General features: G+C 73.5%; 17 protein-coding genes and 1 pseudogene. 5 read left to right on the forward strand and 13 right to left on the reverse strand.

Features of this window, described 5'->3' with window-relative positions; all coding sequences use genetic code 11:
- Nucleotides 1-184 precede the first annotated feature (184 nt).
- From V6U77_RS07735 to V6U77_RS07760, 6 genes and pseudogenes are all read right to left on the reverse strand, one after another.
- Nucleotides 185-1,366: pseudogene (locus tag V6U77_RS07735) on the reverse strand (arginase family protein); the annotation flags it as partial.
- Nucleotides 1,367-1,453: 87 nt separating this feature from the next.
- Nucleotides 1,454-2,374 carry a tetratricopeptide repeat protein gene (locus tag V6U77_RS07740; RefSeq protein ID WP_334605532.1) on the reverse strand — a complete coding sequence of 307 codons (921 nt, stop codon included), beginning with the start codon at nucleotides 2,372-2,374 and terminating at the stop codon, nucleotides 1,454-1,456.
- Nucleotides 2,375-2,607: 233 nt separating this feature from the next.
- Nucleotides 2,608-4,296, reverse strand: a complete 1,689-nt coding sequence (locus V6U77_RS07745) for an acyl-CoA mutase large subunit family protein (RefSeq protein ID WP_334605533.1) — start codon at nucleotides 4,294-4,296, stop codon at nucleotides 2,608-2,610.
- Between the two features lie 108 nt (nucleotides 4,297-4,404).
- A complete protein-coding gene (locus V6U77_RS07750; protein WP_334605534.1) occupies nucleotides 4,405-4,818 on the reverse strand; it encodes an Asp23/Gls24 family envelope stress response protein in 414 nt (137 codons plus the stop codon).
- Between the two features lie 74 nt (nucleotides 4,819-4,892).
- Entirely contained in the window at nucleotides 4,893-5,828 is a 936-nt protein-coding gene (gene meaB / locus V6U77_RS07755; RefSeq protein ID WP_442934395.1) for a methylmalonyl Co-A mutase-associated GTPase MeaB, read from the reverse strand.
- 102 nt (nucleotides 5,829-5,930) lie between these two features.
- The gene (locus V6U77_RS07760) at nucleotides 5,931-7,130 is read right to left on the reverse strand and encodes an acetyl-CoA C-acetyltransferase (protein ID WP_334605536.1); all 1,200 of its coding nucleotides are present in this window, start codon (nucleotides 7,128-7,130) and stop codon (nucleotides 5,931-5,933) included.
- 60 nt (nucleotides 7,131-7,190) lie between these two features.
- Here V6U77_RS07760 and mce point away from each other — a divergent pair, with 60 nt between their 5' ends.
- From mce to V6U77_RS07785, 5 genes are all read left to right on the forward strand, one after another.
- Entirely contained in the window at nucleotides 7,191-7,664 is a 474-nt protein-coding gene (gene mce, locus V6U77_RS07765) for a methylmalonyl-CoA epimerase (protein WP_334605537.1), read from the forward strand.
- 289 nt (nucleotides 7,665-7,953) lie between these two features.
- The gene (ccrA, locus tag V6U77_RS07770; protein ID WP_334605610.1) at nucleotides 7,954-9,309 is read left to right on the forward strand and encodes a crotonyl-CoA carboxylase/reductase; all 1,356 of its coding nucleotides are present in this window, start codon (nucleotides 7,954-7,956) and stop codon (nucleotides 9,307-9,309) included.
- 288 nt (nucleotides 9,310-9,597) lie between these two features.
- On the forward strand, nucleotides 9,598-10,860 hold the full coding sequence (locus tag V6U77_RS07775; protein ID WP_334605538.1) for a cell division protein DivIVA: 1,263 nt from the start codon (nucleotides 9,598-9,600) through the stop codon (nucleotides 10,858-10,860).
- Nucleotides 10,861-11,044: 184 nt separating this feature from the next.
- Entirely contained in the window at nucleotides 11,045-13,192 is a 2,148-nt protein-coding gene (locus V6U77_RS07780) for a hypothetical protein (protein ID WP_334605539.1), read from the forward strand.
- Between the two features lie 396 nt (nucleotides 13,193-13,588).
- Entirely contained in the window at nucleotides 13,589-14,788 is a 1,200-nt protein-coding gene (locus V6U77_RS07785) for an AI-2E family transporter (RefSeq protein WP_334605540.1), read from the forward strand.
- 87 nt (nucleotides 14,789-14,875) lie between these two features.
- Here V6U77_RS07785 and V6U77_RS07790 read toward each other — a convergent pair whose 3' ends face one another.
- The 7 genes from V6U77_RS07790 to V6U77_RS07820 all read right to left on the reverse strand — a co-directional run bounded on the left by V6U77_RS07790 (nucleotide 14,876) and on the right by V6U77_RS07820 (nucleotide 21,335).
- The gene (locus tag V6U77_RS07790; RefSeq protein ID WP_334605541.1) at nucleotides 14,876-15,685 is read right to left on the reverse strand and encodes an alpha/beta hydrolase; all 810 of its coding nucleotides are present in this window, start codon (nucleotides 15,683-15,685) and stop codon (nucleotides 14,876-14,878) included.
- A gap of 66 nt (nucleotides 15,686-15,751) precedes the next feature.
- On the reverse strand, nucleotides 15,752-16,078 hold the full coding sequence (locus tag V6U77_RS07795) for a hypothetical protein (protein ID WP_442934392.1): 327 nt from the start codon (nucleotides 16,076-16,078) through the stop codon (nucleotides 15,752-15,754).
- A gap of 69 nt (nucleotides 16,079-16,147) precedes the next feature.
- Nucleotides 16,148-17,200 (reverse strand): hypothetical protein, encoded by a 1,053-nt coding sequence (locus tag V6U77_RS07800; protein ID WP_334605542.1) that lies wholly within the window; start codon nucleotides 17,198-17,200, stop codon nucleotides 16,148-16,150.
- Entirely contained in the window at nucleotides 17,197-17,691 is a 495-nt protein-coding gene (locus V6U77_RS07805; RefSeq protein WP_334605612.1) for a SigE family RNA polymerase sigma factor, read from the reverse strand. The genes V6U77_RS07800 and V6U77_RS07805 overlap by 4 nt, the downstream gene beginning before the upstream one ends.
- Nucleotides 17,692-17,732: 41 nt before the next feature.
- Nucleotides 17,733-19,523, reverse strand: coding sequence for a 3-hydroxyacyl-CoA dehydrogenase family protein (locus V6U77_RS07810; RefSeq protein ID WP_334605543.1), 1,791 nt, complete (start codon nucleotides 19,521-19,523; stop codon nucleotides 17,733-17,735).
- Nucleotides 19,524-19,702: 179 nt separating this feature from the next.
- Entirely contained in the window at nucleotides 19,703-20,773 is a 1,071-nt protein-coding gene (locus V6U77_RS07815) for an alpha/beta fold hydrolase (protein ID WP_442934393.1), read from the reverse strand.
- Nucleotides 20,774-20,870: 97 nt separating this feature from the next.
- Nucleotides 20,871-21,335 carry an FHA domain-containing protein gene (locus tag V6U77_RS07820; protein ID WP_334605544.1) on the reverse strand — a complete coding sequence of 155 codons (465 nt, stop codon included), beginning with the start codon at nucleotides 21,333-21,335 and terminating at the stop codon, nucleotides 20,871-20,873.
- Nucleotides 21,336-21,502: the final 167 nt, after the last annotated feature.

Raw genomic sequence — 21,502 nt, forward strand, 5'->3', positions numbered from 1 at the left:
GCCGGGGACGCCCCGGCGGTCAGGCGATGCCGGCGGCGGACGGCGGGGTGCCGTCCTCGGGCGCGGGCAGCGGGTCGTCCGGGTCGAGACCCACGAGCGGCGCCCGGCGCAGCAGGCCCGGGCCGGCGGAGGCGGGCGGGCCGACGGGCTCCGGCACGGGCGGGTGGTCGTGCACGGCAGCCACCACAGTCCCTGTTCCGGCCGCGCGGACCGGCCCGGGCGACCCCACCGCCCCGAGCGACCCCACCGGCCCGGCCGCCCCGAGCGGCCCGGCCGCCCCGGCCGGAGCCTCCTCGGCGCCGCCCGGGGCACTGTCGTCGCCGCCCCGCTCCGAAGCGGGAACGAAGGCAGGTTCGGAGGCGGCCGGGGACGTGATCGGGGCCTCCGGACGACCGGTGCTCCGCCGCGCCGAGGGGACCGACGACGGCAGCAGTCGGGGCGGCGACGCCGTCGGCGCGGAGACCGGGCGCAGCCCGGCGACCACGGTGTTGACGATCTCGGCCGCGTACGCGCCGTCGGGGTCGTAGTCGGGGTCGAAGACGGTCAGCTCGACGCCGAGGCAGTGCGGGGTGTCGACCAGCCCGGCGAGCAGGATCTCCAGCTCGGCGAAGGCGATCCCGCCCGGGTCGGGGGCGTCGACGGCCGGCATCACGGCCGGGTCGAGCACGTCCACGTCGATGTGCACCCAGTAGCCGGCGCAGTCGGCGAGCTGCTCGTGCGCCCACTGGGCCGTACGCGCGGCGCCCTCGGCGCGCAGCGCCGGCACCGGCCGGGTGGTGATCCCGGCGGCCTGGAGGTCGAGGCGGTATTCGTCCTGCGCCCGGATGCCGAGCACCACCACGTCGATGTCCCGGAAGTACGGCCGGCGCCCCTCGATGGCGGCCAGGTCGGCCTGCCCCCGCCCGGTGACCAGCGCGAGGTCCTCGCCGGCCGCCGCGCCCACGTAGGAGGCGTTGCCGGGGTGCCGGAAGTCGGAGTGGCCGTCGACGAAGACCAGCCCGATGCGCCCGCCGACCGCCTCGCCGAGCCGGTGCATGGCCAGGGCCGAGCCGAGCAGGATGGAGCAGTCGCCGCCGAGCACCAGCGGGAACTCGCTGCGGTCGATGATGGCGCCGATGCGCTCCGCGAGCTCGACCGAGTAGTCGGCGATCTCACGGGCGTGGCACACCCCGTCGCCGGGGCGCCAGTCGCCGGGGTCGTAGCGGGGCGCCGTGAGACAGCCTGCGTCGCGGGCCCGCAGCCGGGCGAGCAGCCCCTGGTCGCGCAGCGCGCCGGGGGCCTTTCCACAGCCGGGGACCGACGTGGACGTGGGTGGGCGCAGGCCGAGGTTGCTGGGCGCGTCGAGGACGGCGATCCGGCGCATCATGGGCTCCCGTCCTCGAGGTGTCGGGCGGGCCGGCCGGAAAGCCGGCCCGCGCTGGCGTGCTACGTATTCACAAGCAGGGCGTGGTGCTCAGAACAGGGCGCTGGCCAGGGCCCGGCGCGCCGAGGCGACCGCGGGGTCCTCCGGCCCGGCGACGGTGAAGAGGCTGACCAGGTGCTGGCGTACCTTCTCCCGCTCCTCACCGGCGCTGCGACGGACCAGGCCCACCAGGCGGGCGTACGCCGCCTCGGCCTGACCGCTGAGCACCTCGATGTCGGCGGCCAGGAGCTGGGCCTCGACGTCGTCGGGGTTCGCCTGGGCGGCGGCGACCGCCGCGCCCGGGTCGGCCCCGGCCACCCGGCGGGCGAGCCCGACCTGGGCGAGACCCGCCTCCGCCGCCGCGTCCGCCGGCGACTCGGCGAGGATCTTGCGGTACGCCCGCTCGGCCTCGTCGAGGTCGCCGCTCATCAGGGCGTCGTCGGCCTCGTCGAGGCGCGGGTCCTCCGGCTCGGCGACGCTCACGCCACCGGCCTTCAGCACGGCCTGGATCCACTGCCGCAGCTGCGCCTCGGGCACCACCCCGGAGAAGGCGTCGATCGGCTGGCCGCCGACCACCGCGTAGACCATCGGGATGCCCTGCACCCGGAACATCTGGGCGATCCGGGGGCTGGCGTCCACGTCGACCTTGGCGAGCACCCAGGCGCCGCCACCCTCCGCGGCCAGCCGCTCCAGCACGGGGCTCAGCTGCTTGCACGGCTCGCACCACTCGGCCCAGAAGTCCACGACCACCGGTGTGGTGAGCGAGCGCTCGAGAACCTCCGACTGGAATGTCGCCTCACTCACCTCGATGACGGCGACGCCGCCGCTGGCGGCGGTGCCGGGCAGCTCGGCGGAGGGGGCGGACTGGGCCGGGGTGGCCGGGCGGGCGGGGGTCGGTGCGGGGGTGCGCAGCGCGCTGAGGTCGACCGCGCCGCGGGTGAAGATCGACGAGGTGATCCGTGGGTCGCTCATGGTTACCTAGTCTCGCACGCGACCCGCCGAACTCAGATCAACCGCGACGGCGACAGTTGCGACTGTCACGGCTGCTCCCGCCCCTGGCGCGCCCCTGCCCGCCCTACCGCCCGGGGGCGCGCGACCCCGCACCTGCGCGCCCCCGGCACACGCCGCCTACGCGGAGTGCGCCGGGGGCGCGAGGGTGCCGGATCGTGGGGGTGCGGGAGGAGACCGGTGGGGCCGGAAACGGGTCAGAAGCGGGCGGGTTCGCGGTAGACGCCCCACTCGGCGCGCAGGGCGTCGCAGATCTCGCCGAGGGTCGCCTCCGCGCGGACGGCGTCCAGCATGGCCGGGATCATGTTGCCGTCGGTACGGCCGACGGCGACCATCCGCTCGATCGCGGCCTTGACGGCGGCCCCGTCGCGGCCGGCCTTCCGCTCGGCCAGCACCCGGCGCTGCTCCAGCTCCACCTCGTGCGAGATGCGCAGGATCTCCAGGTCCTTGGCGACCGTGCCGGTGTGGCAGTTGACGCCGACGATCCGCTTGTCGCCCTTCTCCAGCGCCTGCTGGTAGACGAAGGCGGACTCGGCGATGTGGCCGGTGAACCAGCCGTCCTCGATCCCGCGCAGGATGCCCGAGGTCATCGGCCCGATCCGGTGCGGGCCCTCGCCACCGAGCTGCCGGATCCGGGCGAAGATCTCCTCCGCCTCGGCCTCGATCTTGTCGGTGAGCGCCTCGACGTACCAGGACCCGCCCAGCGGGTCCGCCACGTTGGTCACCCCGGTCTCCTCCATCAGCACCTGCTGGGTACGCAGGGCGATCTCGGCCGACTCGTCGGTGGGCAGCGCCAGGGTCTCGTCCAGGGCGTTGGTGTGCAGCGAGTTGGTCCCGCCGAGCACCGCCGCGAGTGCCTCCACGGCGGTACGCACCACGTTGTTGACCGGCTGCTGGGCGGTCAGCGAGACCCCGGCGGTCTGCGTGTGGAACCGCAGCCAGAGGGCCTTCTCGCTGGTCGCGCCGTAGACGTCACGCAGCCAGCGGGCCCAGATCCGGCGGGCGGCGCGGAACTTGGCGATCTCCTCGAAGAAGTCGACGTGCGAGTCGAAGAAGAAGCTCAGCCCGGGGGCGAAGACGTTGACGTCCAGCCCGCGCGAGAGCCCCAACTCGACGTAGCCGAAGCCGTCGGCGAGGGTGTACGCCAGCTCCTGCGCGGCGGTCGAGCCGGCCTCGCGGATGTGGTAGCCGGAGACCGAGAGCGGCTTGTAGCGCGGGATCTCCCGGGCGCAGTACTCCATCAGGTCGCCGATCAGGCGCAGGTGCGGCTCCGGGTCGAAGAGCCACTCCTTCTGCGCGATGTACTCCTTGAAGATGTCCGTCTGCAGCGTGCCGTCCAGCGTGGACAGGTCGGCGCCCTGCCGCTCGGCGGCCACCAGGTACATGCAGAACACCGGCACGGCCGGCCCGGAGATGGTCATCGACGTGGTGACCCCGGCCAGGTCGATGCCGTCGAAGAGCGCCTCCATGTCGGCGGCGGTGTCGATGGCGACGCCGCAGTGGCCCACCTCGCCGAGCGCCTGCGGGTCGTCGGAGTCCCGGCCCATCAGCGTGGGCATGTCGAAGGCGACGGAGAGGCCGCCGCCGCCGGCGCCCAGGATCATCTTGTAGCGCTCGTTGGTCTGCTGGGCGTTGCCGAAGCCGGCGAACTGCCGGATCGTCCAGGTCCGCCCGCGGTAGCCGGTCGGGTAGAGGCCCCGGGTGTACGGGTACTCGCCCGGCCAGCCGATGCGCTCGAAGCCCGGGTAGGCGACCCCCTCCGGCGGCCCGTAGACCGGCTCGACGGGCATCCCGGAGAGCGTGGTGAAGTCGGCGTCCCGCTTGCGCGCGGCGTCGTAGCGGGCCTGCCAGCGTGCCCGTCCGGCTGCGATCTCGTCGGCGTCCATCGGCGGGGCTCCTCCTCGAGTCCTCGACTGCCCTCCGAGTGTAGAGCCCCGACCTGAACGATCGCTAAGTAAGTTCGTACCGGCAGGTAACTACGGCCGCCGGACGCCTCAGGCGACGGGTGCGGCGGGACCGCCCAGCGCCACGTCGTCGACCCTGATGTTGATCTCGTCGACCCGCAGCCCGTACGCCTCGACCGCCCCGGTCACCTGCGCCCGCACCTCGGCGGTCACCTGCGGCACCGGGCGGCCGGCCTCGATGACGATCACCAGGTTGACCACCGCCGCGCCGTTGGTGACGTGCGCCGAGCAGCCCCGCCTGGCGTCACCGACCTGGTCGAGGCCGACCTTGTCGAGCACCGCGTTGAAGAACCGGGCCACGTCCCCGCCGAGTTCGACCACCCCGGGCACGGACCGCGCGGCGGCGACCGCGATCTTCTCGACCACCTCGTCGGAGACGTGCGTCGTACCGCCCGCCACCGCGTCCGGCGTCACCGTCAGTTCCTGCGTCGCCTCGTCGCCCATCGTCTCCCCACTCCGCCGCGCACCGCCCCACGCCGACCGTGGGGCGGTGCGAGCGTACTAGTCGCGGGGACTCCTCAGGGGCCGAGTTGGGCGAGCAGCTCGTCGGCCGCCGCGTACGGGTCGAGGGAGCCCTCGGCCACCTTCGTGGCGAGCGCCGGCAGCTCCGTACCGTCACGCAGGGAGCCGATCCGGGCGCGGAGCACGCCCAGCGCGATCGCCTCGACCTCGGCGGCGGCCCGCGCCTCCTGGCGGCGGCGCAGCTCACCGTGCTCGACGAGCCAGCCACGGTGCTTGTCGATGGCGGCGGCGATGTCGTCGATCCCCTCGCCCCGCGAGGCGACCGCGCGGACCACCTGCGGCCGCCACTGGCCCGGGCCGCGCTCGCCCAGGGCGATCATGCCCTGGATGTCGCGGTAGGTGGCGTCGACGCCGTCCCGGTCGGCCTTGTTGACCACGAAGACGTCGGCGATCTCCAGGATGCCGGCCTTGACCGCCTGGATCGCGTCGCCCATGCCCGGGGCGAGCAGCACCAGCGTGGTGTCGGCCAGCGAGGCGACCTCCACCTCGGCCTGCCCGACGCCCACGGTCTCCACCAGCACCACGTCGCAGCCGGCGCCCTCCAGCACCCGCACCGCCTGCGGCGTGGCCGCCGACAGCCCGCCGAGGTGGCCCCGGCTCGACATCGACCGGATGTAGACGCCCGGATCGGTCGCGTGGTCCTGCATCCGGACCCGGTCGCCGAGGATCGCCCCGCCCGTGAACGGGCTGGACGGGTCGATGGCGAGCACGCCCACCCGGCGACCGCGGGCGCGCAGCGCCCGGACCAGCTCGTTGGTCGTGGTCGACTTGCCGACCCCGGGCGAGCCGGTCAACCCGACCACCTGGGCCTGGCCGGCGTACGGCGCGAGGGCCGCCGCGATCCGCGGCAGCGTCTCGTCGCCCGACTCGACCAGGGTGATCAGCCGGGCCACCGCGCGGGGATCGCCCGCGCGGGCGCGCTCGACCAGCATCGGCACGTCCCGGCTTCGGCGCACCGGGGGTGCGCCCGCCGCCGGGACGTCGTCGACGATCTCGCTCACTGTGCTGCCTCTACGGGATCGGCCGGCCGGCGGTCAGTGACCGCTCTCGCCGGGGGCCGGAACGTGGATGATCAGAGCGTCGCCCTGGCCGCCGCCGCCGCAGAGCGCCGCCGCGCCCGTGCCGCCACCCCGGCGCTTGAGTTCCAGCGCGAGGGTGAGCACCAGCCGGGCGCCGGACATGCCGATCGGGTGGCCCAGCGCGATCGCCCCGCCGTTGACGTTGACCTTGTCCGGGCTGATCCCGAGATCACGGGTGGACTGGATGCCGACCTGGGCGAACGCCTCGTTGATCTCGATGAGGTCCAGGTCCTCGATGCCCAGCCCGCCCTTCTTGAGCGCGTGCTGGATCGCGTTGGACGGCTGCGAGTGCAGGGAGTTGTCCGGGCCCGCGACGTTGCCGTGCGCGCCGATCTCGGCCAGCCAGGTCAGCCCCAGCTCCTTGGCCTTGGCCTTGCTCATGACGACCACCGCGGCGGCGCCGTCGGAGATCGGCGAGGCACTGCCGGCCGTGATCGTGCCGTCCTTGGCGAACGCCGGGCGCAGCTTCGCCAGCGACTCGACGGTGGTGTCCGGGCGGATCCCCTCGTCCTCGCTGATCACCAGCGGGTCGCCCTTGCGCTGCGAAATGACCACGGGGGTGATCTCGTCGGCGAAGTGGCCGTTCTTCTGTGCGGCGGCGGCCCGCTGGTGGCTGGCCGCGGCGAACGCGTCCTGCTCCTCGCGGGTGATGCCGTGGCGGCCGTTGTGCCGCTCGGTGGACTCGCCCATCGCGCAGCTGTCCCACGCGTCGGTGAGACCGTCGAGCGCCATGTGGTCCTTGACCACCACGTCGCCGTACTTGTAGCCGCCGCGCTGGCCGAGCAGCAGGTGCGGGGCGTTGGTCATCGACTCCATGCCGCCGGCGACGACGACGTCGAACTCGCCGGCCCGGATGAGCTGGTCGGCCAGGGCGATCGCGTCCAGGCCGGACAGGCAGACCTTGTTGACGGTCAGCGCCGGCACGGACATCGGGATGCCCGCCTCGACCGCCGCCTGGCGGGCCGGGATCTGCCCGGCGCCGGCCTGGAGCACCTGCCCCATGATCACGTACTGGACCTGCTCGGGAGCGACGCCGGCCCGCTCGAGCGCCGCCTTGATCGCGATGCCACCGAGCCTGGTCGCGGGGAGGTCCTTGAGGTTGCCCAGCAGGCGCCCCATCGGGGTCCGCGCGCCGCTGACGATCACCGAAGCCATGCCTGCCTCCGAGGGGTGCCGACCTGTACGCCTTAACGATTGTTCGGTCAGACTAGCGCCATGGCTGAGAACTCCCCCGTCGAGACCGCTGCCGACTATGTCACAGACATCGGCCTGCGCCGCATCGACCACGTCGGGGTCGCCGTGGCCGACCTGGACGCCGCGATCGACTTCTACCAGCGCACCTTCGGGATGCGCTGCGTGCACACCGAGGTGAACGACGAACAGGGCGTACGCGAGGCGATGCTGGCCGTCGGCCCGGACGCCGAGGGCGGCTGCGTGCAGCTGCTCGCCCCGCTGACCCCGGAGTCGACGATCGCCAAGTTCCTGGACAGGAAGGGCCCGGGCGTGCAGCAGGTGGCGTACACCGTGGCGGACATCGACGTCGCCTGCGCGAAGCTGCGCGAGCGGGGCGTGAAGCTGCTCTACGACACCCCGAAGCGCGGCACCGCCAACTCGCGGGTCAACTTCGTGCACCCCAAGCACGCCGGCGGGGTGCTCGTCGAACTCGTCGAGCCCGCAGGCACGCACTGACATCGATATCCAGGCCCCCGCCACCTGGGCGGGGGCCGGTGCGATCGAAGCCCGCCGAGCGCGTCCCTGCGTGGTTCGACCGCCGCCCGGACACCTCCACGCATCGGCCAATGCAGTTTTTCACAGATGACTTCCGGCCCTAGCTACCGTTCAGTAACGTCCCGCCCCACAGGAGCGCGGCCGGCACCGGATATGTCGGATGCCGACATGGTGGCCGACCGCAACCGACGCCGACGATGGCAGCACCCGGGCCCGCGTGGGCGGGGTGCGGACGAACGGGAGGTCGACGTTGCAGGACATCCTCGAAGCGATCATGGCGGCGGAGGGATCCGACCGACCGGAGCGGGAACTCGCGGCGATCGCCGGCCTGCCGGTACCCGGGGCGTACCGGGGCGTGGTGGTGCGCGCCGACGAGACCCGGATGTTCGACGGCCTGGCCACCCGGGACAAGGACCCGCGCAAGGCGCTGCACGTGCAGGAGGTGCCGACGCCGCAGCTGGGGCCGGGCGAGGCGCTGGTCGCGGTGATGGCCAGCGCGATCAACTACAACACGGTCTGGACCAGCATCTTCGAGCCGCTGCCGACCTTCAAGTTCCTCCAGCGCTACGGGCGGCACTCGGAGCTGACCAGCCGCCACGACCTGCCGTACCACGTGGTGGGCTCCGACGCGGCCGGCGTGGTGCTGCGCACCGGGCCCGGGGTGACGAAGTGGAAGGCCGGCGACGAGGTCGTCGCGCACTGCCTCTCGGTGGAGCTGGAGGACGCGGCCGGGCACGACGACACCATGCTGGACCCGCAGCAGCGGATCTGGGGGTTCGAGACCAACTTCGGCGGCCTCGCCGAGCTGTGCGTGGTCAAGGCCAACCAGCTGATGCCCAAGCCACGCCACCTGAGCTGGGAGGAGGCGGCCAGCCCCGGGCTGGTCAACTCGACGGCGTACCGGCAGCTGGTGTCGCACCACGGGGCGAACATGAAGCAGGGCGACGTGGTGCTCATCTGGGGCGCCTCCGGCGGCCTCGGCGGCTACGCCACCCAGATGGCCCTCAACGGCGGGGCGATTCCGGTCTGCGTGGTCTCCTCCCCCGACAAGGCGGAGCTGTGCCGGAAGATGGGCGCCGAGCTGGTCATCGACCGGGTCGCCGAGGGATTCCGGTTCTGGAAGGACGAGCAGACGCAGGACCAGGACGAGTGGCGGCGCTTCGGCGAGCGGATCCGGGAGCTGACCGGCGGCGAGGACCCGGACATCGTCTTCGAGCACCCGGGCCGGGAGACCTTCGGCGCGAGCGTCTACGTGGCCAAGCGCGGCGGCACCATCGTCACCTGCGCCTCCACCAGCGGCTTCCTGCACCAGTACGACAACCGCTACCTGTGGATGCACCTGAAGCGGATCGTCGGCAGCCACTTCGCCAACTACCGGGAGGCGTGGGAGGCCAACCGGCTGGTGGCGCTGGGCCGGATCCACCCCACCGTGTCGAGGACCTACGCGCTGGAGCAGACCGGCCAGGCCGCGTACGAGGTGCACCGCAACGCGCACCAGGGCAAGGTCGGCGTGCGCTGCCTGGCTCCCTCCGACGGCCTCGGCGTACGCGACCCCGAGCTGCGCTCCCGGCACGAGGAGGCGATCAACCGGTTCCGCGGTCACTGACCCGGCGGATGAGGCGCCGCCGACCATTGCGGTGAACGGCGATTGCCTTTCCGTCGAGGTGCGGCGCGCTCATTCGAGTGACCAGGACCATGACGTGACAAAGGGCCGCGGGGTGGTCCCGCGGCCCTTTTCCGATGTCACTCTCCGTGCCGTCCGACCCGCCCGGGACCTGCCAAGATCGGCGATCCGTCCGGTCGTCGGCGGTGCCACAGTTGACCATGTAAAGAGGACACGAAAGCTCGGTACCGCTCTTGCGAAGCACCCTGGGGAGTCTGCGAGTATGTCCCAATGCCCCAGCAGTCCTCCCCTCTTGCGTTCTTCGATAACGCGAACTCGCAGCCCGATTTCACCGTCGGCCTGCGCGGCTACAACGTCCACCAGGTCGACGACTTCCTGGGCCGGATGACCGCCGCGCTGACCCAGTCCGAGCAGGCCCGCGCCGAGGCCGAGCAGCGGATGAACGACGCCCAGCGTCGGCTCCGCCAGGCCGAGCAGCGCATGAGCGCGCTGGAGCAGAAGCTCGCCGACACCAACAAGCAGCTCGAGGAGAACAGCCGGCCCACCCTCTCCGGCCTCGGCACGCGCGTCGAGCAGATCCTCCGGCTGGCCGAGGAGCAGGCCAACGACCACCGCAACGAGGCCAAGCGGGAGTCGGAGGGCATCCTCTCCGCCGCGCGCCTGGAGGCGCGGGAGATCACCGACAAGGCGCGCGCCGAGGCGGCGGCCATGAAGGCCAACGCCGAGCGGGAGGCGGGCAGCGTCCGCACCGCCGCCGAGCGGGAAGCCGCCGAGGTCCGCGTCCAGGCCCGGCGCGAGGCCGACACGCTGCGCGCCGACGCGGACCGGGAGACCAAGCAGCTGCGCACGGTGACCGCCCACGAGGTCGCCGAGCTGAAGTCGACAGTCGAGCGCGAGGTCGCCACGCTGCGGGCCACCGCCGAGCGGGAGATCACCCAGCAGCGGGCGAAGGCGGCCCGCGAGGCCGAGGAGAAGCGCGCCGAGGCGACCAAGCTGCTCACCGACGCCCGCGACAAGCGCGACAAGGACCTCCAGGCCCTGGAGCTGCAGCTCGCCGAGCGGCGGGAGAAGGCCGAGCGCGAGGAGTCCGAGCGGCACGCCGCGCAGGTCGCCCAGACCCAGAAGCTGGTCAGCGAGGCCGAGCAGCGCGCCCACGCCGCGCAGGAGCGGGCCAAGGAGATCGAGCAGCGCGCGGAGGCCCGCCGGGTCGAGTCCGAGCGCACCGCCAACGAGACGGTCGACAAGGCCAAGGCGCTGGCCGACAAGACGCTCACCGAGGCGAAGGCCGAGGCGAACCGCCTGCTCACCGAGGCGCGCACCGAGGCCGAGCTGACCACCCAGGCGGCCCGCCGCGAGGTCGAGGACCTCACCCGGCAGAAGGACGCCGTCACCTCGCAGCTCGGCCAGATGCTCTCCGGTCTCGCCGGCATCGTGCCGGGCGTGCCCGCCTCGCCGCCGGCCGCCCAGCCCAAGCCGGAGGCGAAGAAGGCCGACGGGGCCGACGAGCGGGGGAGCGCGGAGACGTCCAACTGACCAGAGCGACCCACCCGACCGGGGCATGATTCGCGGCGCGGGGTGACACCGGGTGACCGGTGCGCCCCGCGTCGTATCCGTTTTCCCGCCAGACGAATTGCCCGGGCGTGTCGGCAGTGAAGTAGGTCCTATCCGGGGCGTCCGTATCGCCCCAGCCGGACTGGTCGCGTGTGAGGATGGGGACATGTCGCACGGCGAGGAACTGTTCGCTCTCGGCGGGGACGTGACGACGGAGCCCAGCTTCGAGTCCGCTCTGCGGGGGTACGAGAAACGACAGGTCGACCGGTACGTCGCTCGCGCGGAGCACGAGATCGCGGCCCTGGCGGCCGAGCGGGAACAGGCCTACACACAGATCCACAAGCTGGCCGGCCAGGTCGAGGTCCTCCAGCGGGACCTCGCCCAGGCGCGCAAGTCGTCGTCCGGGGCGCTGGAGAACGTCTCCTACCGGCACCTCGGCCCACGGGTGGAGCAGATCCTCACCCTCGCCGAGGAGCAGGCCGACGCGATCCTGGCCTGCGCCAACGAGGAGATCGAGGCTCGGCGGGCCGCCGCCGAACACATCGTCGACGAGGCCCGCGAGCAGGCCGCCACCGCTTTCAAGGACTTCGAGATCGCGCTGGCCGCCCGCCGGACGGAGGAGGAGCGGCACAGCGCGGCCCGCAAGGCCGAGGCGGAGGCCGCCGTCCGGACGGCGAAGGAGGAGGCCGCCCGGCTTCGCAAGGCCGCCCAGGAGGCGCTGGCGAAGGCACAGCAGGAGGCCACCCAGCTACGGGACGCCGCCAAGGAGATCCACCACCGGGCCCAGCAGGAGGCGGCCAAGCTGCGCGAGGCGGCCAAGGAGGTGCACGCCAAGGCCCAGCAGGAGGCCACCCAGCTGCGCGAGGCCGCCAAGGAGGTGCACGCCAAGGCCCAGCAGGAGGCCAAGCGCCTGGTCGATCAGGCCACCGAGGCGGGCCGGGCCACCCACGCCAAGGCCCAGCGGGACGCCAAGCAGATCATCGACGACGCCGCCGACGCCGGCCGGGCCACCCGGGAGAAGGCCCGCCAGGAGGCGGAGCGGCTCACCACCCAGGCTGCCGAGACGGCCAAGCGCAACCGCGCCGAGACCGAGGCGTACGTGCAGCGGATGCGCACCGAGACCGAGGCGTACGTGCAGCACGCCCGGGCGCAGACGCAGCAGGAGCTGGGCGCCTGGCGGGCCGGGGTCGAGCAGGAGGTCAACAACCGGCGCGAGGCCGCGGACCGGGAGTTGACCCAGCGCCGCGCCGCGGCCGAGGAGGAGTTCACCACCCGCCGCGACGAGCTGGAGAAGCAGTACAAGACCCGCCTCGCCGAGCTGGAGACGCAGCACACGAGCCGGCACGACGAGCTGGAGTCGGAGTTCGCGGCGCGCCGCACCGCCCTGGAGGCGGAGTACGTCGCCCGGAAGAACGAGATCGAGCAGGGTGCCGCCGCCATACGCCAGGCGGCCGAGCAGGACGCCCTGACGATGCGCCAGCGGGCCGAGGAGGAGGCCGCGGCGCTGCTGGGCCGGGCCGAGTCGGAAGCGGCCGAGAAGCGCCGCAGTGCCGACGAGCACGTGGCGACGTCGCGCCGGCAGTTCGAGGAGTACGCGGCCACGACGCAGCAGCACCTGGCCACCACCCAGCAGCACCTCGCCGCCACGCAGCAGGAGGCCGCCTCCAGTCGTCAGCAGCTCGCCCAGGTCATGCTGGAGATCGCCCAGGCCCAGCAGCAGCTGGCCGACCTGCGGCAGGAGACCTGGAAGTCCCGGCAGGAGTCCGACGAGCTCCAGCGGCAGGTGGCGGAGCTGCGGTTGGGCCTGCTCGGCGCGACCGACCGGCCGGGTGGCACCGACGGCGCCGCCGCCATGTCGACGGCCGGCACGCCCGCCACGGCGAACGGCGGAAAGCCCCGCCCCGACTCGGACAAGGCACCGGCGGGCACGGCCGACAAGGCACCGGTCGGCACGGGCACGGCCGACAAGGCACCGGCGGGCACCGACAAGGCCACGGTCGGCGCGGGCGAGAAGCCCGCCGCCGGCAAGGTCGAGCCCGAGGACGCCGGGCAACCGGCCAAGGGCCGGATCGAGCCGGCGGACGCCGGACAGCCGGCCAACGGCAAGGTCGCCACCGTGACCACCGTCGACGGGGGCACCGCCAGTGCCGGCGTGGACGGGGAGCCGACCGTGGCGGCGGTGCCCGGCGAGGGGGGCCGGGACGCGACCCCGACGAAGATCACCAGCACCGGCGAGAGCGGCAAGCGCCCGGCGAAGCCGACCACGGACGAGCGCAGCGCCAAGCCGAGCAAGGTCGTCGTCGAGAAGGACTGACCCCTGACCGCCCGGGTCGCCGGGTAGATCTTGGTAGGAAACGGCCCCTGTAGGGGCCGTTTCCTACCAAGATCTCTGGATTCGGCCCTGCCCATACCGCAGGGGCGCAGGGGCGGTGAGGGGTTCCGGTGGCACACGCCCGACCGGGCTCGGCGGGGTGGGCCGAGACGGATCGGGCGGGTCGGGTCGGCGGCGGGGTCGGCGGGTCGGTTCGGACGGATGGGGTCGGCGGCGGAACGGGACGCGCCGGGCGGATTGGGCGGCGGGTCGGCGGGTCGGCGGGTCGGCGGGTCGACCGAGGTGGGCGGCTCGGGTGCGCGGCGTACGCTCCCGGGTGGAATCGCCGGAGTGAGTCGTGGTCGGGCCCGCCCGGCGGGGATCGATCAGGGAGGTCCGATGGCAGACGACGGACCGACGGCGTCGAGCGGTGACGGTGAACCCGGCAGCGCGCCGGGACCGGACGACGGGAGTCGGAAGCCGGAGCAGGCCACCGCCCCCGGACACGCCGACAGGGCGACGGGCGGCGACGAGCCGGCGACGAACGGATCGAGCAGGTTCGGCACGCCGGGGCGGCCGCTGAAGCACAGCAGTTTCCTGGTCGGTTTCACCGGCGCGGCCGGCGTGCTGCTGGCGTACGCCCTCTATCTGGGCCTGCGCAACGCGGCGGGCATCCTGGTCCTGGTGGTCATCGCGCTCTTCCTCGCGGTCGGCCTGCACCCGGCGGTGGTCCGGTTGCGGACCTGGGGGCTGCCGCACGGGATGGCCGTGACGGTGGTCGCGCTGACGGTCGTGCTGCTCCTCTGCGGCGGCGTGTTCGCCCTGGTGCCACCGGTCGTCACGCAGACCGGGCAGTTCATCGACCAGCTACCGAGCTACCTGCAGGCGTTGCGCCGCAACGAGACGATCAACGACCTGGTGGAGCGGTACGACCTCATGCAGCGGTTGCAGAGCGCCGTCAACGCCGACACGGTCGGCCAGGCCCTCGGCGGGGTACTCGGCGGCGCCCAGCTCATCTTCGGCACGGTGTTCCGGGGGCTCACGGTGCTGGTGCTGACCATCTACTTCCTGGCCTACTTCGACCGGCTGCGCGACCTGGGCTACTCGCTGGTACCCCGCTCGCGCCGGGAGCGGGTGCAGCTCATCGGGGACGAGATCCTGACCAAGGTGGGCGCGTACATGGTCGGCGCGCTCAGCATCGCGGTGCTGGCCGGGATCTCCACGTACGTGTTCGCGCTGATCGTCGGGCTGCCGTACCCGTTCGCGCTGGCGGTGGTGGTCGCGGTGACGGACCTGATCCCGCAGATCGGCGCGACCCTGGGCGCGGTGATCGTCAGCCTGGTCGGGTTCGCCACGGACCTGCCGGTCGGCATCGCCTGCGCGGTGTTCTTCCTGATCTACCAGCAGGTGGAGAACTACCTGATCTATCCCAAGATCATGCGGCGGTCGGTGTCGGTCAACGAGGTGGCCGCCCTGGTGGCCGCCCTGCTCGGGGTCTCCCTGCTGGGCGTGGTGGGCGCGCTGATCGCGATCCCGACGGTGGCCGCGCTCCAGCTCATCCTGCGCGAGGTGGTCCTGCCCCGGCAGGAGTCCCGCTGACCCCGACCGGACCCGCCCGGTCGCCGTGAACCGACCCGCCGAATCCGCGGGGCGGAGACCGGTCGGGTCCGCGGGGCGGAGACCGGGTCAGCCGGCCTGGCCGGCCGGCGGGCCGGGCACCGGGCGGTCCGCGAAGGAGGCGACCGTGCGGTCGGCGTACGCGCTGACGTCGCCGGTCTCCATCGGGCCGTCCCAGGTGGTCGGCAGCGGCACGGCGGCGGCCGGGTTGACCCGGCGGACCACCTCGTCCAGCACGGTCTCGGCGTCGCCGACCCAGAGGTGCTTGGCGCCGGGCACCCCGACCACCTCGGCCTGCGGCACCGCCGCGAAGCGCTCCCGGGCCTCGTCGGGGCGCAGGTAGTCGTCGAACTCGGGCACCAGCGCCGTCAGCGGCTTGCCGGACTCCGCCCAGTGCTCCAGGTCCGCAGGGGCGGAGAAGCGCAGCGGCGGCGAGAGCAGGATCGCCCCGACGACGGCCGGGTCGCAGCCGTACTTCAGGGTCAGGTCGGTGCCGAACGACCAGCCGAGCAGCCAGACGTTCGGCAGCTCGTGGAACTCGGCGTACTCGATCGCGGCGGCGACGTCGAAGCGCTCGCCGACCGCGTTGTCGAAGGCCCCCTCGCTGGTGCCGCGCAGGCTGCTGGTCCCCCGGGTGTTGAAGCGGAGCACCGCCAGGTCGGCCAGGGCCGGCAGTCGCCACGCCGCCTTGCGGAACACGTGGCTGTCCATCATCCCGCCGTGCGTCGGCAGCGGATGCAGACAGACGAGGGTGCCCACCGGCTCACGGTCCAGCGGACGGGCCAGCTCGCCGACCAGCCGCAGGCCGTCGGCGGTGTGCAGCTCGATGTCCTCGCGGTGCCCGGGCAGGATGGAGGACGCGCGGATCGGTGTGCTCACCCCACCAGTCTGGCCGGTGCGCGCGGGAACCGCCGGGCGGGGCGCAGACAGCGTGATCCAGATCGCTCAGCCGTACCGGGGAGCGCCACGGCCGCGCTGCACGGCCGGCCCGCGCCGGTCCCGGGCCCGCCAGCACCCGCTGTGCCAGTGCCGGCGGTCGGTCAGGTCGCCCCGCCCGTCCGCCGGCCACGCCACGAGGTGCGCCACCCCGGGCCGGATCTCCTGGTCGCAACCGGGGCAGCGGTATGTCTTGGTGGAGGCGCCACCGCTGATCCCGCGTACCTGCCAGTCGCCGTCGCGCCACTGCTGCACCGAGGCGACGCCCTGGCGGGCCCGGTCGGGGTCGAGGTGCGCGGCGTCATCGCGGCGGGGTCGGTTGCGACGGGGGCTCACGCTTGCCAAGCGTACGGGCCGACGGCGGGGCCGGCCCGGGGGCGCTCGGGCCGGCCCCGCCGACCGCGGTCAGTCCCAGGTGCGCGGGTCGGCGAGGTCGGCGGCGACCCGCGACCCGCCCAGCACGACGGCGGCGTCCGCCTCGGTGAAGCCGTGGCTCGGCCAGCCGAACCGGGCCGTCAGGTGCGCCTTCCGGAAGCCGAGCAGCTCCAGCTCGTCCCCCTTCGGGTAGAGGTAGGCCGCCCGGTCGCCGATCGTCCGGTTTCCCTCGGCACGGCTGCCAGCCATCTCGCGGTGGTGCTCCAACCGCACCTGCATCCAGCGCCCGCCGGGTCGGGCGACGCGCAGCACGACGTCGAGCGAATCCGGGAAGCCGACCGCGTTCACCGCACAGCCGGCGAGCCAGGCGTCCGGCGGCAGCGCGCCCAGCCGCAGCGGGGACGCGCACCGGTGCGCCGCGTCGAGACGCAGCGCCGACTGTGCCGCCCGCAGCACCGAGTCGTCGTCGGCCACGGTGTACACCCGGGCGTAGAGCCCGGGCACCGGCTGCCAGCGCAGGAACCACCCGGGCTGCGCGCCCGGCCCGGGAGAGGGCACCTGCCGTACCTGACCGTCGAACGCGTCGGCGCCCGCCGACGCGGCCGGGTAGGTCATCCCCTCGTGGCGCATGTCCTCCACCGCCGTCACCGTCCGGGCGAGGTCGAACGCGACCTGCCGGCCACCGCCGAGGTCGAGACGGGCGCCCTCCGCCCCGGCGATGGACTGCCAGGTGAGCCAGCGGGCCCGGGCCGGGTCCACGGTGAAGTGCAGCAGCTGCGGGTCGTTGCCGACGAGGTCGGGCCGGGCGGCGGCGCCGGGCACCCCGGGCACCCGGGCCGGCGCGGCGACGGCGACCGTCGGCTCGGCGCCCGGCCACCGCGGCCCGGGTACCGGCCCGAGAGCGCCCACGGCGGCGGACCCGAGCAGGGCCACGACCCCCAGCGCGCTGGCCGCGCCGATGCGGCGACGTCGGCGGCGGGCACGCCCCAGGGCCACCGCCCGCGCGGTGAGCCGGTCGGTGTCCACCGTTCCCCCGGCGCGTTCCCGCAGCGTCCGTACGATCCGTTCGTCGAGGTCGATCACGGCCGGCTCCCGTTCGTCGTCGGGACGCCGCAGCGCTCCCGGAGATGGTTGAGCGCCCGCATGGCATGGGTGCGGACGGTGACCGGCGAGCAGCCGAGGATCTGGGCGATGGTGGCGTCGTCGAGGTCCTCGTAGTAGCGCAGCACGAGCACCGCCCGCTGGCGGTCCGGCAGCCCGAGGATGAGCCGCCACACGGCGTCCCGGTCGGCGGTCTCGCCGCCCAGGTCGCCGTGCTGGGGTCGTTCGGCGAAGTCAGCGGTGGCCAGTTCCCGGTTCACGCGCCGGCGCCACCAGGAGTTGTTGGCGTTGACGAGCATCCGGCGCACGTACACGTCCGGCCGGTCCGCCCGGGCGATCCTCCGCCAGTGCACGTACGCGCGGGCCAGGACGTCCTGGGTGAGGTCCTCGGCCCGATGTTCGTTCCCGGTCAGCAGCCGGGCCAGCCGGATCAGGGCCGGGCCCCGGCTGCTGACGTACTCCTCGAAGGTCACACCCACCAGACGCCGTCACCGGCGTACGGTGTTGACCCCGTTCATCGACCGGTGTGGTCGCGGAAGCCCCGGCCGCTCTTGCGGCCCAGGTAGCCGGCCGTGACCAGGTGCTCCAGCAGCGGGGCGGGCGCGAAGCCCGGCTCGCGCAGCTCCAGGTAGAGCTCCCGCTGGATGGCCAGCGAGACGTCCAGGCCGACCACGTCGAGCAGCTCGAACGGACCCATCGGGTAGCCGCAGCCCAGCTTCATGGCGTGGTCGATGTCGTCGGCGGTGGAGTAGCTCGCCTCCAGCATCTTCACGGCGTCGTTCAGGTACGGGAAGAGCAGCGCGTTGACGATGAAGCCGGACCGGTCGCCGCAGACCACGCCCGTCTTGCCCAGCGCGGCGCAGACGGCGCGGGCGGTGGCGGTGGTCTCCGTCGAGGTGCGGATGGTCTCCACCACCTCGACCAGCGGCATGAGCGGCGCCGGGTTGAAGAAGTGCAGCCCCACCACGTCGGCGGGCCGCTGGGTGGCCATCGCGACGTCGATCACCGGCAGCGACGAGGTGGTGGTGGCGAGCACGACGCCCGGCTTGCAGATCTCGTCGAGGCTGGCGAAGAGGGCCTTCTTGACGCTGAGCTCCTCGACCACGGCCTCGACGACGAGGTCGACGTCCGCGAGGTGCTCCAGGGTGGCCGACCAGTTGATCCGGCCGAGCGCCGCGTCGCGGTCGGCCTCGCCGAGCTTGCCGCGTACCACGCCCTTGTTGAGCGAGGTCCTGACGGCCTCGAAGACCTTGGCGGACTTCTCCGCGCCCCGGGTCACCGAGACGACCTCGTAGCCGGCCTTGGCGAAGACCTCGATGATGCCGGTGGCCATCGTCCCGGAGCCGACGATGCCCACCTTCGCGATGCCGCGGGCGCCGTCGGCGAGCGCGGCCTCCGTCGCCACCGGCGTCTGCTCGTCGGCTACGACGACCGGGGAGCCCGGCCGCTCGTAGGTGTAGAAGCCCCGACCGGACTTGCGGCCGAGCAGCCCCGCCGTGACCATCTGCTTGATCAACGGCACCGGGGCGTGCCGGCGGTCCCGCCCGCCGCGCCGGTACATGGTGTCGAGGATCTCGTACGCGGTGTCCAGACCGATCAGGTCCATCAGCGCCAGCGGACCCATCGGCAGACCGCAGCCGAGCTTCATGGCGGCGTCGATGTCCTCGCGCGTGGCGTAGTGCGCCTCGAACATCCCGACGGCGTGGTTGAGGTAGCCGAAGAGCAACGCGTTGGCGATGAATCCGGCCCGGTCGCTGATGGTGACGTCGACCTTGCCCAGCCGCTTGCACAGGGCCTCGACGTCGGCGACCACGTCACTGGAGGTGACCACCGTCCGGACCACCTCGACCAGCTTCATCACCGGGGCCGGGTTGAAGAAGTGCATGCCGATCACCTGGTTGGGCCGCGTGGTGGCGACCGAGATCTCGGTGACGCTGAGCGACGACGTGTTGGTGGCCAGGATCGCCTCGGGCTTGCAGACCCGGTCCAGCTCGGCGAAGATCCGCTGCTTCAGGTCCAGGTGCTCGGGCACCGCCTCGATGACCAGGTCCACCGAGTGCAGCGCGTCCATCCCGACGGCGAACCGTACGCGGCTCAGCAGCGCGTCCCGGTCGGCCTCGGCGAGCTTGCCCTTGGCCACGGCCCGGTCCGTCGACCCGGTGAGGATGGCCCGACCGCGTTCCAACGCGCCCTCGGAGACCTCCACCGCGACGACGTCGACCCCGTTGCGCGCGAAGACCTCGACGATGCCGGCACCCATGGTGCCCAGCCCCACAACGCCCACGCTGGTGAAATCGCGCGCCACGACCAGCCTCCTCGATGTTCCGCACGGTCGCGTGAACGACCATTAAGTTTATGCGCGCGAGTCTGCCACGTGACGCTGGGTTGTCGAGGCGCCGTGGGAAATTTCACGAGCCCAGCGGGGCTGCGCGCGCCCGCCGCGGGGCCGGTCGACCCGCCCGTCGCCCGGCGCGCCCGCCAGGCTCACTCCGTCGGCCGGCGCACCGCGTCCGCCAGGCTCAGCAGCTCGGCGACGAACTCGGTCGGCCGCTCCAGGTGCGGGCTGTGCCCGCAGCCGGGCAGCAGCACCTCGCGGTACGCCCCGCCGGCCGCCGCGTACCGCGTCAGCACCGCACGGGTCTGCCCCACCATCGGCTGCGCCGGGCAGGCCGTCTCCCCCGGCCAGCCGGGCAGCACGCCCAGCGAGCCCAGGTGGGCCAGGTCCATCATCGCGGTGTCCGAGACGATCACGTCGGCGTCGCCGTGGATCCAGGTGATCGGCGGCTTGCCGGCCACGGCGACCAGCTCGTCGGCAACGCGGAAGTGCGCCGGGGAGAGGGCGTTGAGCACGCCGCGTCGGCCCGGGGCGGTGCCGGGCCAGTTCGCCGAGGGCGCCGCCGTACCGGGATAGTTGTCGTCGCCGGTCGCGGTGGAGAGCAGGCTGTCCAGCAGCAGCTCCTCGTCGTCGCCGAGCGACGCCGGGTCCGCCACGTAGCTGGCCCGCAGCACCGCGCGGGGGCTGGTCGGCGCGTCCGCGTCCCGGTCGCCGGCGGCCAGCCGCCTGACGAAGTCCAGGTTGGCGGTGCCGCCGCCGGTCCCGGCGAAGTCGGGCGTGGTCGGCGTGCCCGTCAGGTCCCGGGTGCCGCCGTAGCCGTACGGCGAGACGGGCGCGGCGAGCAGCAGCGCGCCCACCCGGTCGGGGTGGTCGACGAGCAGCCGCATGGCCACCCCGCCACCGAGCGAGTGGCCGACGACGACGGGCCGGGCGCCGGGCGCGAAGAGGGACGGATCGTCGAGCAGCGCGGCGACGTCGTCGACGAAGTCGCCCAGGCCCCGGGTGGCGTCCACCGGGGCGGTGGCGGTGAGCCCGTAGCCGCGCAGGTCGGGCGCCACCACGCGGAGGGTGGCCGGCAGCCGTCGCACCAACGGCTCCCAGAAGGCCGCCGACGAGCAGTTGCCGTGGACCAGCAGTACGGGAACGCCGTCCGGCGGCCCGGCCACCCGTACCGCCTGGGTGATTCCGTTCGCCGACACCAGCCGCTGTCCGGTCTCCACCCGCCGGATGTTGCCACGGCGGCGCGGGGCGGGTCCATGGGCCTCCCCGCCACTTTGCGGTGCCGGCAGGTGTGGGCCGGCACCCGCCGCCGCCCGGTCAGGACGGGGCGGGCAGCACCGCCGCGACCGCCACGGGTGGCGGCGCGTGGACACCCGGTGCGGCCGGCGCCGCGATCGGCAGCGGCAGGGTCGGGCGGCGGTCCCGGCGCGGCGTGTTGAAGCTGAACCCGACGGGATCGGTCCGCGCCACACCGGGATCGAAGACGCGCAGCTCGGTGCGGCCGAGCCGGATCACGTCCCCGTCGGCCAGCCGTTCCACGCCGGTTATCCGCCGGTCGTTCAGCCAGGTGCCGTTGGTGGAGCCCAGGTCCGCCAGGGCCGCCCCCTCGCCCGTCAGCCAGACCTCGGCGTGCCGGCGGCTCAGGTGGGCGTCGTGCACCACGATGTCGGCGGTCGGCGCCCGACCGATGACCTGCCGCTCGGGGCCGACGCGGACGCTCAGCCCCCGCATCGACCCACCGGCCACCGTCAACAACGGTCTCAGTTCCGGATGCTCCTCCATGGACAGTCCGCCTCCACCCCGCACGGTCACCCTGTGCGCCAGCCTGCCATCAGAGGGTAGTCGCCCTCCACCGCCGCATGGTCACCTCCGCGCCCCCGGCCGGACATCCCGCGTTCGGCGGTTCGGCGCGCATCGGCGAAGGAATCATCACAAGCCCGGCCGGCGGC

This window comes from Micromonospora sp. CPCC 205546 (assembly GCF_036902715.1).
Lineage (GTDB): Bacteria > Actinomycetota > Actinomycetes > Mycobacteriales > Micromonosporaceae > Micromonospora.

Coding starts and splice junctions, on each gene's coding strand:
- V6U77_RS07740 (WP_334605532.1), bottom strand. CDS start 2,374: ATGAGCGACCCACGGATCACCTCGTCGATCTTCACCCGCGGCGCGGTC.
- V6U77_RS07745 (WP_334605533.1), bottom strand. CDS start 4,296: ATGGACGCCGACGAGATCGCAGCCGGACGGGCACGCTGGCAGGCCCGC.
- V6U77_RS07750 (WP_334605534.1), bottom strand. CDS start 4,818: ATGGGCGACGAGGCGACGCAGGAACTGACGGTGACGCCGGACGCGGTG.
- meaB (WP_442934395.1), bottom strand. CDS start 5,828: ATGCTGGTCGAGCGCGCCCGCGCGGGCGATCCCCGCGCGGTGGCCCGG.
- V6U77_RS07760 (WP_334605536.1), bottom strand. CDS start 7,130: ATGGCTTCGGTGATCGTCAGCGGCGCGCGGACCCCGATGGGGCGCCTG.
- mce (WP_334605537.1), top strand. CDS start 7,191: ATGGCTGAGAACTCCCCCGTCGAGACCGCTGCCGACTATGTCACAGAC.
- V6U77_RS07775 (WP_334605538.1), top strand. CDS start 9,598: ATGCCCCAGCAGTCCTCCCCTCTTGCGTTCTTCGATAACGCGAACTCG.
- V6U77_RS07780 (WP_334605539.1), top strand. CDS start 11,045: ATGTCGCACGGCGAGGAACTGTTCGCTCTCGGCGGGGACGTGACGACG.
- V6U77_RS07785 (WP_334605540.1), top strand. CDS start 13,589: ATGGCAGACGACGGACCGACGGCGTCGAGCGGTGACGGTGAACCCGGC.
- V6U77_RS07820 (WP_334605544.1), bottom strand. CDS start 21,335: ATGGAGGAGCATCCGGAACTGAGACCGTTGTTGACGGTGGCCGGTGGG.